We start from the raw sequence: 16101 nt of genomic DNA, 5'->3' as shown, positions 1-16101 counted from the left end.
AAGGGAAACTGCTGGGATAACGCCTGCATCGAAAGTTTCTTCGGGCATCTCAAGTCGGAATGCCTCCACCTCCACACTTTCTCCTCCGAGGAGCAACTCGTGGGAGCTGTTGAACGCTATATTCATTTTTACAACAACGAACGTTTTCAGGAAAAGCTGAACAACCTTAGCCCGGTGGAATACCGAACTAAGGCTGCTTAGTCACAGAGCTATTTTATATCTGTCTACTTGACGGGGGTAACTTCAAGGACCGGGCAGCTTCTTTGTGTTCATCAATTTAAGTGTTTATCTCAATACGTATTCTCCTGTACCACCTGCTTCAAGTAAGCAACAAGCTCATCCCGCAGTTCCGGCCGCTGCAGCGCGTAATGAATATTTGTCTCAATAAATCCGAGCTTCTCGCCAACGTCATGACGGTGACCGTCGAAGTGATAAGCCAGTACCTTCTCGGTCTGTGTCAGAGCGGCAATCGCATCGGTCAGCTGGATTTCCCCGTTAATACCTTCAGTCTGCCGCTCCAGCAAATGGAAGATCTGCGGAGTCAGAATATACCGGCCCAGAATGGCCAGATTGGACGGAGCCTGCTCCCGGTTCGGCTTCTCGACCAGTCGGGTTGTATTATAGGTCCGGTCAGCAATCGATGGTCCATCCACAATGCCGTAACGATGAACTTCTTCCCAAGGAACCGGCTGCACACCAACGACCGTCTGTTGGTACTGTTCAAAAACATCCATCATCTGCTTCAGACAAGGCGTATCTGCCTCGACGATATCATCTCCGAGCAGAACTGCGAAAGGTTCATCGCCTACGAACTTGCGGGCACACCAGATGGCATGTCCAAGGCCTTTGGGTTCCTTTTGCCGGATGTAGTGAATGTCCGCCAGTTCCGAAGGCTTGCGCACTGCATCCAGGAGATTCCATTTCTCGCTCTCTGTCAGACTGTGTTCCAGTTCAAAGGAAGCGTCAAAATGATCCTCAATCGCACGTTTTCCTTTACCCGTGACGATAATGATGTCCTCAATTCCGGAGGCTACGGCCTCCTCGATGATATATTGGATGGTCGGCTTGTCTACGATCGGGAGCATTTCCTTAGGCATCGCTTTGGTTGCAGGCAAAAAACGGGTGCCGAGGCCTGCGGCAGGGATAATGGCTTTGCGTATTTTCATAAACGAATACTCCTTATGGTTACCAGGTTTAGGCAATATGCAAATAAGTATACCAGTTCACTCCCCCGCCTGTAAGATGGGAGTTGGATTCTACTGTTCAGGCTCTGGGTCTGGCTGGGTCATCAAACCAGGGAGAGATAACGTCGCTGCAGCAGAGAGCTGTGCCGACACCGCTGCCGGATCCTGCGGATCTACACGATCTGCCAGCTGTACACCTGCAGAAGACCAGGCTTGGTCTACAATGGCTGCCGCCTGTTCTGCGGACAGTTTCAGCTCCGGATGCTGCTGTGCATAATGGACCGCTGCCTCGCGGTATCCGCGGGCGGCATCCCGGAAGTTAGAGACCGGTGTCAGATAGGACTGTATCACCTCATAAGCCATCTGTGCAGCTGCTTGGCGTGACTTCTGCTCTCCCAGCAAGGCTGCGAATCCCTGAATCATCTGATAGGCCGCATGGTTCGCAATACCGCTGTTCAGATGAACAGCGCCGTTGTCTGATGCGGTCAGGATATAATCCTGCATATTCATAGGCTGGGACGCTACCGCTCCGGCTGTCGCCGGGTTCTTCAGGTTGCGCAGCGAACGATGATCCGCCCGGCTGTCCTCGCCAATCAGCCACCACTGCCGGTCAGCCGGATCATGATCCGCCTCAATGAGAGCCCCCATCACATCAGCGAAAGATTCGTTAAGCGCACCGGATTGCCCCCGGTATTCAAGACCGTTCTCCACTGCCATGATGCCGTGTGTCCACTCATGGGCTACAATATCGAGGGCACAGCTGGTACAGTCTACCCCGCCGTTCACTGATCCGCTGCCATCTCCGTACAGGACCATTCCGTTAACCCAGGCAGCACCGTCCCAGGCCGGACGCTGCTGCCACAAATCCGGGACATGCACGATGGAGTTCATACTGTAGACATCACTTGTTTTTTTCTTCGAGGTGTCCGCTGCTGTGGCGTCATGGCTCGCATCCCCCTGCACATGACTCAGCTTTTGATAAAAATCATACACAACACCGGCATTTTGATGAGCATCGACCGCGTCCAGATCCGCAAATTGAGGATTACCGCTGGTCACCAGCCTGGTCTGGGCCTGGCTCGTACTATCTGTACCTGCATATTCATATGTATAAATTCCCTTGATGCGGGTCTCTCCCTGCTGCCAGATCGGTTTGCTCATATCAATCATGGCATATTCGCCGGTCTCCGGCATTTTGTATACCTGAAGAGGCTCAGTAACGCCGCTGTATCCTGCATTGTCATAGGTACGCTGATTAGCAGCATCCAGCTCCAGATCTCCCGCCTGCTGCAGCTGGCTGTACAGGTCAAGGACTTCACCGGTTCCGGCATCGACATAGCCCGTCCATTGATTCGGACTCGGCAGCATGCACGCTGCCTTTACCTCATATACCAGCCGGTCCTTTCCGTTTACTTTATCCGGGTAGAGCATCAGCTGTGCCGAAGGGGAAGCTGCCTTCTCGAACGCCAGCATCCCGTCCCAATCCATTTTCAGTCCGGAGCTGCGCTCAATCTCGCGTTTCAGAGCGGTGATCGCCTGCTGATCCGATAAATCCGCCTTCATAGTTAGACCCCTCGCAGACAGCTCCTGCCGCAGCCGGCTTGCAGCAAGCTCGATAGTCTGGCCTGCCTTTAAATGAATTTGAAAGTAGGTGCCGTATACAGGGGTACCCTGATACAGCTGACGAAACAGATAATGAGTGTGGCCTTGAGCATCTTTTTTAACCGAAACGATCTCTAAATCCCTCGCAGGTTGAGCGATTCCGAATGCATCACGATGCTCCTTAATGAATCGCAGAACGGCCCGCTCGTCCTTCAAGGGTCGGGATTGAAGATCTGTGAAATATACCGATTCCGGGAGCGAAGGCTGTACAGTTGACGTCAGGCCGTATACGGAATTCCCGGCTGCAGTGAGTGAAGAAACAGCTTCCTTTTCCTGAGCGGCCGCTGCCTGTGCAGGATCCGCATAAGCTTGGTCTGCCCCTACAGCTGCCAGCCAGATTCCGGCGGCTATCAATACGGCTGATCCGAGGTGCTGCTTGCGTATGAACAAAACGGTTCCCCTCCAAATCTATCTTTGTAATCATCTTTTCAACATATCCAGAAAAGCTCTCTATGTAGGTGACGTTTTCCTATGACTAGCAACCGGCATAACCTATATATCGGATGCCGGCAGCTCCGAATGACTGGCTTTACATATTCTGTATATCAATTTCATCTCTTCATTACCCAAAATGAGAGACAACTGCACCTTTACCCAGAGATTCATGAAGGAAAAAGGCCTCTATCGATCGATCCATTCTCGATTCAGAATAAGCTTCCTACTAAGCATACTATGTATCAGCCCCCTTATGCCAAACTCTCGCTGATTTTATCGAATACAACCCCGAAAAAATAAAAAAGGCCCTCCAGCCTGTAAGCTGGAGAGCCTTTTTTTGATAATTCTTTATTTATTTCACCAGCTGTCCACGTGTTACGCCCAGCTGGTTGGTCGCCTTCAGCGTCTTCCAGACCTGTGTTCCGCTGATCTCACCGCGCAGCGCACGATTATACAGATCAATGACTTCACGTACCTGCTCCGGTGTCTCTTCCAGGAACTCCACGCGGTAGCGGGATACACCCAAATCCATAAAATTGGCGAGGTATTCCGCACCGGATTGTTCAATGGCGTTGTATACCGTATTCCGGCAGCCTTCATCCACCCTTACCGGATGGGACATGCCGATCCGGTCCTGCAGCGAAGCCCGATGCTCCTCGCATGGACGCCCGCAGTTGGTGTAATCTGTGCCCTCGCTCATGAAAGTACAGTAGACGCAGTGCTCCGTATGGAACATCGGCAGATGCTGATGAATTACGATCTCCATCTTCTCCGTACGGGAGCGGCCCAGCAGATCCACCATCTGCTGAATGTTCAGGTCATACGACGGTGTGACCGTATCACAGCCAGCTTCGAGGAACAGATCAACCGCCTTGTGGTTGGCAATGTTCAGCGAGAAGTCGCCGATCAGCTCCGGATGCTTCGCTTCCGGATGCTCCATGCGGTGGCGCAGGTAGAAGTACAGCGCACCGGTGTTGCGCACCAGAACGGCGTCAGGCTGCAGACGCAGGATGTTGTTGTGGTAGCCGTTCTCGCCAGGCATATGGATGCGCGGCGTTACCAGCGCAATCTTCTTGCCGGCCGCATGAACGGTCTCGACCGCAGCCGGGAACTGCTTGATGAACTCGAAGTCGGCGTAGATGAAATCCACGCCTGCTTCGAGGGCCGCTTCCACCTGCGGGAGGCTGCGGCACAAGGCGGTCAGCTCAGCCTGACCGCGGGCCACCGGCGCTGCCGGCACAGCCGCATCGCCGAAAACCTCCACCGCCCGCTTCTGATACACGGGCGGTTTCGGGCGCTCGCCAGCGAGCAGCTCCACCGCCTTGCGGCGGATGCTGTTCAGCTCGCGCATTGGCACGATGATGTCTCCGTGAAGCTGGACATCCAGCTGCTCCAGCTGGAACACCGTGCCGCCGAGGCGACCGAACTGCTCCTCGAGCAGCTCCGCCGTCATCGGCCGCTTGCTCGCAATCTCCAGTTCCAGCTCGGAATCCACGCGGACCGTCGTGCCTTTCTGGACGTCGGTCCACCAGGTGGTCAGCGGCTGGCCCGCATGACCAACGACCTTCACATGTACCGGGAATACCCGGTACGGCTTCTCCGTCTCGAACGTCTGACGCAGACGCTTGTCCAGCGCCGGATCGTTCGTCTTCCAGATCCGGTCACCCACGTGCAAGCGGCGCAGATCGACATCGTTGCGTCCAGGTACGATATCGATGATCCAGCCTTCACCGGCTTCGCCTTCGATCTTCACGCCTTTGCGGCGGATATCGTAGACACGCCCGCCCTCTTCCTTCTTCGTCGGATCGCCGGCATCAAATACAATACCATCGCCGCGCTTCAGCGGCGCATCCAGGCGGCAGACAACGCCGTCGCGGAGAACCTGCTCCACGACACCCAGATACACGCCGCGGCTTTTCGGGAATGTGCCATCCACCAGCTGCTTGTTGTTGGTGCCTTCGAGGAAGCCGTGGGTAAAGCCGCGTGAGAAGCTCTGCTGCAGCTCACGCATTTCTTCTTTGGCCGGCCGGGTGTTATCTCCTTCGAAGTAACGGTCAATGGCCTTGCGATACTTGCTCACGACATTCGCCACATACTCCGGCGTCTTGAGACGGCCTTCAATTTTGAATGAAGTTACACCTGCCTCAATCAGCTCCGGCATCAGGTCGATCGCTGCTAGGTCCTTCGGCGACAGCAGATAGGTCACATCCCCCATCGGCTTGTGCTCGCCGTCCACCATCAGATCGTATGGCAGGCGGCAGGCCTGCGCACATTCGCCCCGGTTCGCCGAACGTCCGCCCCACATCTCCGAGGTCAGACACTGACCAGAGTAGGATACACAGAGGGCGCCATGCACGAAGACTTCCATCGGAAGACGTGCCTGCTCGCCGATTTTCTGAATCTGCTTCAGATTATTCTCACGGCCGAGTACAACCCGTTCCATGTTGAATGGCTTCGTGAACTCAACGGCCTCCGGAGAAGTAATGGTCATCTGCGTCGAGCCGTGGATCGGGAAGTCCGGCGAGATCTCGCGGATCATTTTCACCAAACCAAGGTCCTGTACGATGACAGCGTCCACACCAGCATCCACGCAGGCATCGATCAGCTCTTTCGCATCCTCCATCTCATTCTCGAACACCAATATATTGAACGTCAAAAAGCCCTTCACGCCATAGCTGTGCAGAAAAGCCATAATCTCCGGCAGTTCCTCCATGCGGAAGTTGTTGGCACGTGCCCGTGCATTAAATTTCTCCACGCCAAAAAAGATCGCGTCCGCCCCATTCGCAACGGCCGCACGCATGCAGTCCCAGTCGCCCGCCGGCGCCAGAAGCTCTACATCTTCTCTTCGTAATGCGATTGCTGTCATGTTGTTCCTCCTATATCCGGCGTGCAGCCGGTATATCTTCCTTATTCCAAGCGGAGCTCATCCGCATCTAACGCCGTTATCGTTCCGGTTATTCCCGGATCTATGAACACCTGATAGACATTTCGTAATGGTCAGGGTGCAGCTTGTCCGCTGCAACTAATCTAGTGTACCAAACAACGCCCCATCCTTCTAGCATTTCCATAGATTCCTTATTTAAAATTTTTGTGACTGGATTAGGGATAAAAAAAGCGCCCTGCCACGGCAGGACGCTCTTGCTTTTACGGAGGTTATGCATGATTACGGTGTAAAGGTAAACGAACTTAATGCGGCTTCCAGCGCCGCCTTTTGTTCCGGTGTCTGGTTGGCATCATCCAGTTCAGTATGAATCACATAGGTTTTGCCGCCATGCTCGAATACAATCTCGCGGCCGCTGTATGGGATTCCGTTATCGACCTGGTGGTAGGTGAAGGACACGGCAGGTTCACCTGCGAACGTCAGCTCGCTGATGCTGTCCATCTTCAGATTTTTGAAGTTCTTGGCCGATTTCTCGTAGAAGTCCTTTAGCTGAGCCACAGTCAGATCAAAGGAGCTGTCCGGCGAGACTGACATCGCAAAGCGGCCGCCGGTAAACCCGTATTCAATCTCCTGGGATTCGAACTTGTCATTGACAGGCACCCAGTACCGAGGAATATCGATTGTGAAGCCGTTCGTTTTGGATTTTTTCTTCACCGTTTTTGTCTTGTCCAGCAGCACGGTATCTTCATCCAGCTGGCCAAAATTATCGGATACCACATCATAATCAATCGTTAAGGAAGCTATTATTTTATCAAATAGGGGCTTGTCCTCACTGTGTTTGTCTGATACTTTGAACTCCAGCATGTAGCGGTAACCGTTCTTCTGCAGCAGCACCGCATATTCGGTCGTCCAGCCACTGCCGCTGTTATAACGGAATTCATGAACATGCGCCTGCTCATCGGCAATATCCCGGCTGGTGAAACCTTTATCCTCCACACTGGCTGGAACGTAGGTCTGCTTGAGCCAGCTCTGCAGCTGGGCACTCCAGTCATCCAGGGTAGACTTGGCAGGTGATGAGGTGACCCGTGTCTCGAAGCTGGTTCCTTTTTTGTTCACAAAAAGATTGGCTCCACCCATGTTCCAGTCCGCCGGCACTTCCATCTCCATGCCATAATCTGCATCATAGGCTGTGCGCATGCCATTCTCTACCGTAGAAATATCCTTCAGGGACTTATCTTCCTTGTTGAAGGCAGGCTGGAAGGAGTTCAACAGCACGGCGTATTCCTTCAGATCCTTGTAGTTGGATGCCTTGGAGTCGGCCAGATACACGGTGTACAGGCGGTGATTCGCATAATATAAGCGATTCTCCCAGAACACGCCATCTGCGTCTTTCGTAATAACACGTGCGTAAGGAACAGCAGCCTGCGGAATAGACTGACGGTCCAGCACAGTTTCGCCGCTATCCTTCGCATCCTGTACCAGCTGTTCCAGAAGATCGTCGGCGGTCAGTTCGTAGTCCTGATCATCAACCTGAACTTCCAGGTAATAGCTGCTCTCCGCATCACTGAATGACGCATAGCTCTCGTCCGCGCTGGACTCACCGACGACCATCCCTGTCGGATAACTCATCGACCACTGGTAGTAGCTGTTTCCGATTTGGGTTTTGCCCTGGTCGCTGTCAATGCTGCCCGGATCGGAACCTGCCGGGTTGTCATCCGCCTTCATGCGGACGACCGTTTGACCGGCGCTGTTCATGGACAGCTTGGCTCCAAGCGCCTCAGCCACCTGGCGAAGCGGTACCATCAGAACGCCTTTGGCCATCTCCGGGGAAGCGCTCAGCTTTATTTTTTTGCCGTCCACCCAGGCCACTTTGCTGCTGATTGTTAATGCGATGGTATGGGGACCGTTCATAATTTTTACGACAGTGTCCTTCTCAAGCTTAATTTGACTGCCGAATGCTTTCTTGAATACCCCTGCCGGCACCATCGTTGCACCGCTAACCTGATAAGGCTTGGCAATCGTCACCTTGCTGCCGTTGATGCTTGCCGTTGTGCTGCCTGCTTTGATGACCAGCTCCAGCATGGCGGATGTATCCGCAGACGCTGGCAGTACTGCTGTCAGCCACAAGAGCAGTGCCAGTGTGATACTGCCTAGCTTGATTGTCCATTTATTCATGTATGCACCCTTTTCTCAGGACGCTCTGCATCCTGCCTGAATATCCGGTTATTGCTCCGGCGCGCCTTCTTCTTCCGAATCACTTCCTGAGCTGCTCGTGCTTACTGCGCTCGCATTATCCAGCTGCAGCCTGCGTTTAACGATATCGCCGTCACTCTGCATGAGGACGGTCACATATTGGCCTGGCAGGTAGGACTTCAGCAGCTCATTGATATCAACCACGGACGTTACCCGTTTACCGTTTATGCTGTACAGCTCGTCACCCACCTGAATCCCTGCGGCTGCAGCCTTCTTGTTCAGCACCTTCGTAACGGTCATCGGATCCTGTGTAGGCAGGCCGACGATCGCCGACCAGCTCTCTTCCAGGTTCAGACCCAGGGCAGCGCGGCGAACCTCTCCATAATTCAATAACTCTTTGACTACGTATCTGACCGTCTCCATCGGGATGGAGAAGCCGAGATTCTCGACATCCGATTCCACAAACTTCATGGAGTTGATTCCGATGACCTCCCCTTTCAGGTTCACCAGCGGTCCGCCGCTGTTCCCCGGGTTAATCGTCGTGTCCGTCTGGATCAATCGGTAGGCGGCGCTGACACCGGCGCGGTTCAGACCGCTGACAATTCCTGCTGTAGCTGTATTGCGCAGGGAGAAGGATACCGGTGTCCCGATGGCAATTACCCGTTCTCCCACCTGCGTCGTTTGCGAGGATGCTGCCAGCTTGGCAGGTTTGAGACCGGATGCGTTGATTTTGATCAGTGCAATATCACTGACCGGATCCGTATAGCCGCCCTGAATTTTATAGGACTTGCCGTCTGATGTAACAACCAGGGCATTCTCCAGCCCTTCAACCACATGGGCATTGGTAATGATCCATCCATTGGATGCGTAAATGACACCCGTTCCGTGAACCAGATTGTACCGGCTGCTGCTGGCCGACCCGCTTACCGGACGCCCGATAATACCAACAACCGACGGGGATACCTGCTTAACCACCTGCGGCACTGGATCTGCGGCCGTATATGTACCCGTTGTTTTGCTTGAATTCTGGGCCTTCACCGAGGCTGCAGTTGTCTGCTTCCCGGTGTTCTTCTGCGTGCTTGCTGCCGCGGCAGCTGTGGTGGTTCCTGCGGCACACAGTGTACAAGCCAGCACAACCGCGAACGCCTTTTTCCCCATCCTGTTCATTTCCTCACCCAATCCTCTCTGTATACCTGCAGTTCATTCAGAGTCCGCGGTAATAGCTGCTTTCTCTCGTGCGCTTGCTTATTGACTATATAAATCTACCATATTTTCGCAATTCACAACAATGCTGCCTCAGACGCAGTTGCAGACCGTATTTTCCGTCAAAACATGCAACAGAGCCGGCTAAGACGACAATAAGAAACGGCAGCCAGAGAGTGCCCGGCTGCCGTTTCTATAGTATGGACTAGACTAGTTAAACTGCTTCATATAAGTTTTCATATCTTTATTATATTGATCGATGTATTTGACACCAGCCCGCAGTTTTTCATTTCCCTGATCGAAAGTTTTCCAGTTTATTGTGGTTGAAGCCACAGACTGCTTAATTAACGTAAATGCCTGCAGCTGCAAGGAGGCTCCTTGAATGTATTTGTTATGAACGACAGCCAGTTTGGGATCTGCTGGTTTGATCTTCTTCAATTCGACTACAAAGTTCGTGTAATTGGGAACAACGGTATTATTGAATGCCAAGTATGCTTTTTTCCGTGTTGTGGAAGATATGTAGCTGTTCATGCTTGCGGTATCTAAAGCTTTCTTTTCATATTTGGTGATATTGTCGATCTGCTTGGAATACGCCTGAAGCTGCTTTAATTTAGGATCAACCTGTTCGGTTTGATCATTTCCCGGAATGCCGCCGCTTGGGCTGCTGTTATTATTCGTACTGCTGCTGCCATTCGTACTGCTGTCACGATCATTATTGGTTCCCTTCTGATCTTTGACTGACGTCACCGTGAATACAACATCCACCGGTTCCAGACCAGGCGCCGTGACTGTAACCTTGCTTGTTCCTGGACCGACCGCTTTGACGTCTACGTAACCAACACCATCTTTAGCAGAAACGACTGCCGGGTTTTCCACTTTGCTGGAGATCGTATCGTATTTCGCCAGCTTCCAGTCACATGCACTAAATTTGATAAGTGCGCTATCCTCCAATGTAAATTTATCAGACAGTACAAGACTTGTTCTCGTTACTTCCATTTTACAGGCTGTGGCCAGGGTATTCGATGCTGCAAATGCACTTGCCGGCAGGATGAACACAGCGGCCAACAGAAAGGCCAGAAACCCCATCGCACGTTCTTTCGAAAACATATTCTTTTCCTCCTAAACTAGTATATGACTATGTACCTAGTACATCTTACATCATGCAGGTCTAATTTTCCATATATTCTAGTTAATTGGAAGCATATAAAAAAACAGCCCCTCAATTACTGAGGAGCTGTGTGCTGAATCATTCTGGGTTAAACGTTGCTTTCGGTTAATTCCAGAGCCCGGCTTCGTTCGCTGTCCCGCTCCAGAACCGGCTTCAGGTACCGGCCTGTATAGGATTCCTCGACCTTCACCAGCTGCTCCGGCGTTCCGGATGCCAGGATGGTGCCGCCGCCGCTGCCGCCTTCCGGTCCAAGGTCAATCAGGTAGTCTGCTGTCTTGATCACATCCAGATTGTGCTCAATGACCAGAACCGATTCGCCAGAATCCACCAGACGGTGCAGGACGTTCAGCAGACGATCGATATCATCCACATGCAGACCTGTCGTGGGTTCATCCAGAATATACATGGTTCTGCCTGTGCTCCGCCGGTACAGCTCGGAAGCCAGCTTCACACGCTGGGCTTCACCCCCGGACAGCGTAGTCGCAGGCTGACCCAGTTTAACGTAGCCCAATCCAACATCAAGCAGGGTTTGCAGCTTGCGGTGAATCTTCGGAATGTTCTTGAAGAATTCGACGGCATCTTCAATCGTCATTTCCAGGACATCTGCAATGCTCTTGCCCTTATATTTGATCTCCAGGGTTTCCCGGTTATAACGGCTGCCTTTGCAGACTTCACAAGGAACGTAGATGTCCGGCAGGAAATGCATCTCGATCTTGATAATACCGTCACCACGGCAGGCTTCGCATCGTCCTCCCTTAATATTGAAGCTGAAGCGTCCCTTCTGGTAGCCGCGCACCTTCGCTTCGTTCGTCTGTGAGAACAGATCCCGGATATCATCGAACACGCCTGTATAGGTTGCCGGGTTGGAACGAGGGGTACGTCCGATTGGCGACTGGTCGATATCAATGACTTTATCAATCTGGTCCAGACCGCGGATCTCCTTATGCTGTCCCGGGCGCACACGGGCGCGATTGAGATCACGTGCCAGCGTTTTGTACAAAATCTCATTGACCAGCGTCGATTTACCTGAACCGGATACCCCGGTTACAGCTGTGAATACACCAACCGGAATTTTAACATTTACATTCTTCAAATTGTTCTCTTTGGCCCCCCTGATTTCAAGCCAGCGATCAGTCGTCCCCCGGCGCTTCGCAGGCACAGGGATAAACTTCTTGCCGCTCAGGTACTGTCCAGTCAGCGAGTTGCTGTCCTCCATAATCTCTTGCGGAGTCCCTTGAGCAATAATCTGTCCGCCGTGAATACCGGCACCTGGCCCGATATCAATCAAATGATCGGCAGCCATCATTGTATCCTCATCATGCTCGACCACAATCAGCGTATTGCCCAGGTCGCGCATGTGAATCAGTGTCTGGATCAGGCGGTCATTATCCCGCTGATGCAGGCCAATGCTTGGCTCGTCCAGAATATACAAGACACCCATCAGACTGGAACCGATCTGGGTTGCCAGGCGAATACGCTGTGCTTCGCCGCCGGAGAGCGTACCCGCCGCACGGCTCAGCGTGAGATAGTCCAGACCGACGTTGACCAGGAAGCCAAGACGGCTGTTGATCTCTTTCAGAATCAGGTTGGCGATGGAACGTTCCTTCTCCGACAGGTCGAGACCATCGAAAAACCGGCTCGCCTCTCCCACTGACAAGTCAGTCACATAGGCAATATTCTGATCATTAATCGTAACGGCAAGGCTTTCCTTCTTGAGGCGGTGTCCTTTGCATGTGCCACAAGGCTTGGCGCTCATAAAGGCTTCAATATATTCCCGGATGCCTTCTGATCCGGTCTCACGGTACCGGCGTTCCAGGTTCGGAATGATGCCTTCAAAGGAAACCATCGCTTCCTTCCGCTGGCCGAAGTCATTCTCATAGCGGAAGCGGATTTTCTGGTCACCCGTACCGCGCAGCAGCTTGTTCATCTGTTCCTTGGTCAGCTGGCTGACCGGAACATCTGTTGGAATGCCGTAGTGATCGCAGACCGATTTCAGAAACTGTGGATAGTAGGTCGATGTTCCTCCGCTCCATGCTTCAAAAGCGCCTTTATCTATGGTCTTCTCCGGGTCTGGAATCAGCAGATCCGGGTCAACCACCATGTTCGAGCCCAGGCCGTCACAGTCCGGGCAGGCCCCGTATGGCGTGTTGAAGGAGAACATGCGCGGGGTAAGCTCTTCAATGCTGAATCCGCAGATCGGGCAAGCAAAATTAGAGCTGAAGCGCAGCTCTTCTTTATCAATGATATCAACGAGCAGCTGGCCGCCGGACAGGTTCAAGGCCGTCTCTATGGAATCCGACAGGCGTGAACGTACATCTTCCTTGACCACAATCCGGTCAACTACCACTTCGATGGAATGCTTTTTGTTTTTGTCCAGTTCAATATTCTCGGACAGCTCTCGCATCTCTCCATCAACACGGACGCGCACGAAGCCCTGCTTCGAGATATCGGACAGCAGACTCTTGTGCTCGCCCTTGCGTCCCGATATAACAGGCGCGAGGATCTGCAGCCGGGTGCGTTCCGGATACTGGAGGATACGGTCTACCATTTGTTCCACCGTCTGGGACGTAATCTCAATCCCGTGTTCCGGACAATGCGGGTGTCCTACCCTTGCGAACAGCAGACGAAGGTAGTCATAAATCTCGGTTACGGTACCTACGGTTGAGCGCGGGTTGCGGCTGGTGGTCTTCTGGTCAATGGAAATTGCAGGAGAGAGCCCTTCAATGGAGTCCACATCCGGCTTCTCCATCTGTCCCAGGAACTGGCGTGCATAGGCTGACAAGGATTCGACATACCTGCGCTGTCCTTCTGCATAGATCGTATCGAACGCTAGCGAGGACTTGCCCGAACCGCTGAGGCCCGTCAATACGACAAATTTGTCACGGGGTATCGTAACATCGATATTTTTCAGATTGTGCGCTCTCGCACCTTTGATAATAATATTTTCACTCGCCAAACCATTCATCTCCCTTTCCGGTTCCATCCACACCATTCCATATCTACACCATAACAGCCAGGTGCAGCACCGACGCAGTGTTATCGCAAAGAGAACGACCCTGCCGGCCGTTCTCTTCTCTTGCAAAATGACTCTTCTATGTCTTCTTTTTATTTAAACCTCTACTATCAAGTATAACCGAGGCTGACCGGATCAAGACGATCCGCCGGTTCGATGGGCCAGCAGTCAGGAAGAACTACTCTGCCCTCAGCTCCAGCAGAGCATCGCGCAGCTCAGCCGCACGTTCGAACTGCAGATTCTTCGCTGCATCTTTCATCTCGGCTTCCAGACGCTGAATCACGGTCTGACGTTCCTTCTTCGACAGCTTGCCAGCTTCGCCAGGCAGATAGCTGTTCTTGGATTCCGACACCTTCGTCGCTTCGATCACGTCACGGACTTTCTTGCGGATCGTCTGCGGCGTAATTCCATGTTCCTCATTGTATGCGATCTGGATCGCACGGCGGCGTTCCGTCTCCTTAATTGCCCGGTCCATGGAATCTGTAATTTTATCGCCATACATGATTACCCGGCCCTCACTGTTACGCGCGGCACGGCCAATCGTCTGAATCAGCGAACGGTCGGAACGGAGAAAGCCTTCTTTGTCGGCATCCAGAATTGTAACCAGAGATACTTCCGGCAAATCCAGACCTTCCCGCAGCAGGTTGATTCCCACCAGCACGTGGAAGGTGCCGAGCCGCAGATCACGGAGAATGGCCATCCGTTCCAGTGTCTTGATCTCGGAGTGCATATATCTTACTTTGATACCGACCTCTTTCAGATAGTCAGTCAGATCCTCTGCCATTTTCTTCGTCAGTGTCGTAACCAGCACCCGCTCATCCCGCTCGATCCGCTCCCGGATTTCTCCGATCATATCATCAATCTGGCCTTTAGTCGGCCGCACTTCAATAATCGGATCCAGCAGTCCTGTTGGCCGGATGATCTGCTCGGTCATGGTCTCACATTTCTCCATCTCATACGGTCCCGGCGTAGCCGATACATAGATGATCTGGTTAACTTTATCTTCAAATTCCTCAAACTTTAGCGGCCGGTTATCCAGCGCGGAGGGCAGACGGAAGCCGTGATCCACCAGCACCGTCTTGCGCGCCCGGTCACCGTTATACATGGCACGGATCTGTGGAATCGTCACGTGTGACTCATCGACCACGATCAGCATGTCATCCGGGAAGTAATCGAGCAGGGTGTATGGCGTCGCCCCCGGCTCCCGGAAAGTCAGTGGTCCGGAATAGTTCTCAATGCCTGAACAGAAGCCGACCTCCTTCATCATTTCGATGTCATAACGAGTTCTCTGCTCCAGCCGCTGGGCTTCCAGCAGCTTGCCTTCTTCCTTCAGAACGGCCAGACGTTCTTCCAGCTCCCTTTCAATATTCACAAGGGCTACCCGCATCGTCTCTTCCTGGGTAACGAAGTGAGAGGCCGGGAAAATAGCGACATGGTCGCGTTCACCGATCAATTCACCAGTCAGCACATCAATTTCGGTAATCCGCTCAATTTCATCACCGAACAGTTCCACCCGAATGGCATGCTCGCCCTGTGAGGCCGGGAATATCTCGACGACATCGCCGCGCACCCGGAACGTACCACGTACGAAGTTAATGTCGTTGCGCTGGTACTGGATATCGACCAGTCTGGACAGAATCTGATTGCGTGGTTTCTCCATGCCTACGCGCAGAGACAGCAGCAGGCTGCCATATTCCTTCGGTGAACCGAGACCATAAATACAGGAAACACTCGCCACGATAATTACGTCACGCCGTTCAAACAATGAACTGGTGGCAGAGTGACGCAGCTTGTCAATCTCTTCATTCACGCTGGAGTCCTTCTCAATATAGGTATCAGAAGACGGGATATACGCCTCCGGCTGGTAGTAATCATAGTAGCTGACGAAGTAATCCACCGAATTATTCGGGAAAAACTCCTTAAACTCGCTGGCAAGCTGTGCCGCGAGTGTCTTGTTGTGTGCAATGACGAGGGTTGGCCGATTCAGCTTGGCGATCGTCTGCGCTATCGTGAATGTCTTCCCTGTACCTGTAGCACCGAGAAGCGTCTGATGCTTCTTGTTGTTCTGTATGCCCTCGACCAGTTCAAAAATGGCGTTCGGCTGGTCGCCTTGAGGCTCAAACTCCGACTGTATCTCGAATGTCTTGTTGCTTACAACAATATCACTCATTGCCCTGCATCACCCTTTTCGTCTAAAATATAGATTCGAGCAGCTTGCATCATTCGACTGGATTCGCTCGCCGGTACCACTTACGGATAAAGGATGTCTTTGTGGACTTCCTTCCGCACCTGTCCTGCCGGCTGAAGCCGCCTTCAGGCTCTATGCAGTATGCTGAAATTCATAATATATGTCGATATTTCC

General features: G+C 52.7%; 9 protein-coding genes. 1 reads left to right on the top strand and 8 read right to left on the bottom strand.

Features of this window, described 5'->3' with window-relative positions; translation table 11 throughout:
• A partial coding sequence (locus Q5741_RS09395; RefSeq protein WP_305023806.1) for an IS3 family transposase occupies positions 1–201 on the top strand: 201 nt, incomplete at its 5' end.
• 89 nt (positions 202–290) lie between these two features.
• Here the strand turns inward: Q5741_RS09395 and galU are convergent.
• The 8 genes from galU to uvrB all read right to left on the bottom strand — a co-directional run bounded on the left by galU (position 291) and on the right by uvrB (position 15909).
• A complete protein-coding gene (gene galU, locus Q5741_RS09390) occupies positions 291–1166 on the bottom strand; it encodes a UTP--glucose-1-phosphate uridylyltransferase GalU (RefSeq protein WP_305023805.1) in 876 nt (291 codons plus the stop codon).
• Between the two features lie 90 nt (positions 1167–1256).
• Positions 1257–3236 carry a M4 family metallopeptidase gene (locus Q5741_RS09385; RefSeq protein WP_305023804.1) on the bottom strand — a complete coding sequence of 660 codons (1980 nt, stop codon included), beginning with the start codon at positions 3234–3236 and terminating at the stop codon, positions 1257–1259.
• 397 nt (positions 3237–3633) lie between these two features.
• The gene (locus Q5741_RS09380; RefSeq protein WP_305023803.1) at positions 3634–6147 is read right to left on the bottom strand and encodes a DUF3656 domain-containing U32 family peptidase; all 2514 of its coding nucleotides are present in this window, start codon (positions 6145–6147) and stop codon (positions 3634–3636) included.
• A gap of 297 nt (positions 6148–6444) precedes the next feature.
• Positions 6445–8337, bottom strand: a complete 1893-nt coding sequence (locus Q5741_RS09375; RefSeq protein ID WP_305023802.1) for a stalk domain-containing protein — start codon at positions 8335–8337, stop codon at positions 6445–6447.
• A gap of 48 nt (positions 8338–8385) precedes the next feature.
• A complete protein-coding gene (locus Q5741_RS09370; protein WP_305023801.1) occupies positions 8386–9522 on the bottom strand; it encodes a S1C family serine protease in 1137 nt (378 codons plus the stop codon).
• Between the two features lie 246 nt (positions 9523–9768).
• Complete coding sequence (locus Q5741_RS09365) at positions 9769–10665, bottom strand: hypothetical protein (RefSeq protein WP_305023800.1); 897 nt, start codon at positions 10663–10665, stop codon at positions 9769–9771.
• Positions 10666–10814: 149 nt separating this feature from the next.
• Positions 10815–13682, bottom strand: a complete 2868-nt coding sequence (gene uvrA, locus Q5741_RS09360) for an excinuclease ABC subunit UvrA (RefSeq protein ID WP_305023799.1) — start codon at positions 13680–13682, stop codon at positions 10815–10817.
• 235 nt (positions 13683–13917) lie between these two features.
• Positions 13918–15909, bottom strand: coding sequence for an excinuclease ABC subunit UvrB (uvrB, locus tag Q5741_RS09355; RefSeq protein ID WP_305023798.1), 1992 nt, complete (start codon positions 15907–15909; stop codon positions 13918–13920).
• Positions 15910–16101 lie beyond the last annotated feature (192 nt).

The organism is Paenibacillus lacisoli, from assembly GCF_030580655.1.
GTDB classification, from domain to species: domain Bacteria; phylum Bacillota; class Bacilli; order Paenibacillales; family Paenibacillaceae; genus Paenibacillus; species Paenibacillus lacisoli.
The sequence above is the reverse complement of the archived record's forward strand: the minus strand, read 5'-3'. Positions and strand labels throughout refer to the sequence as shown.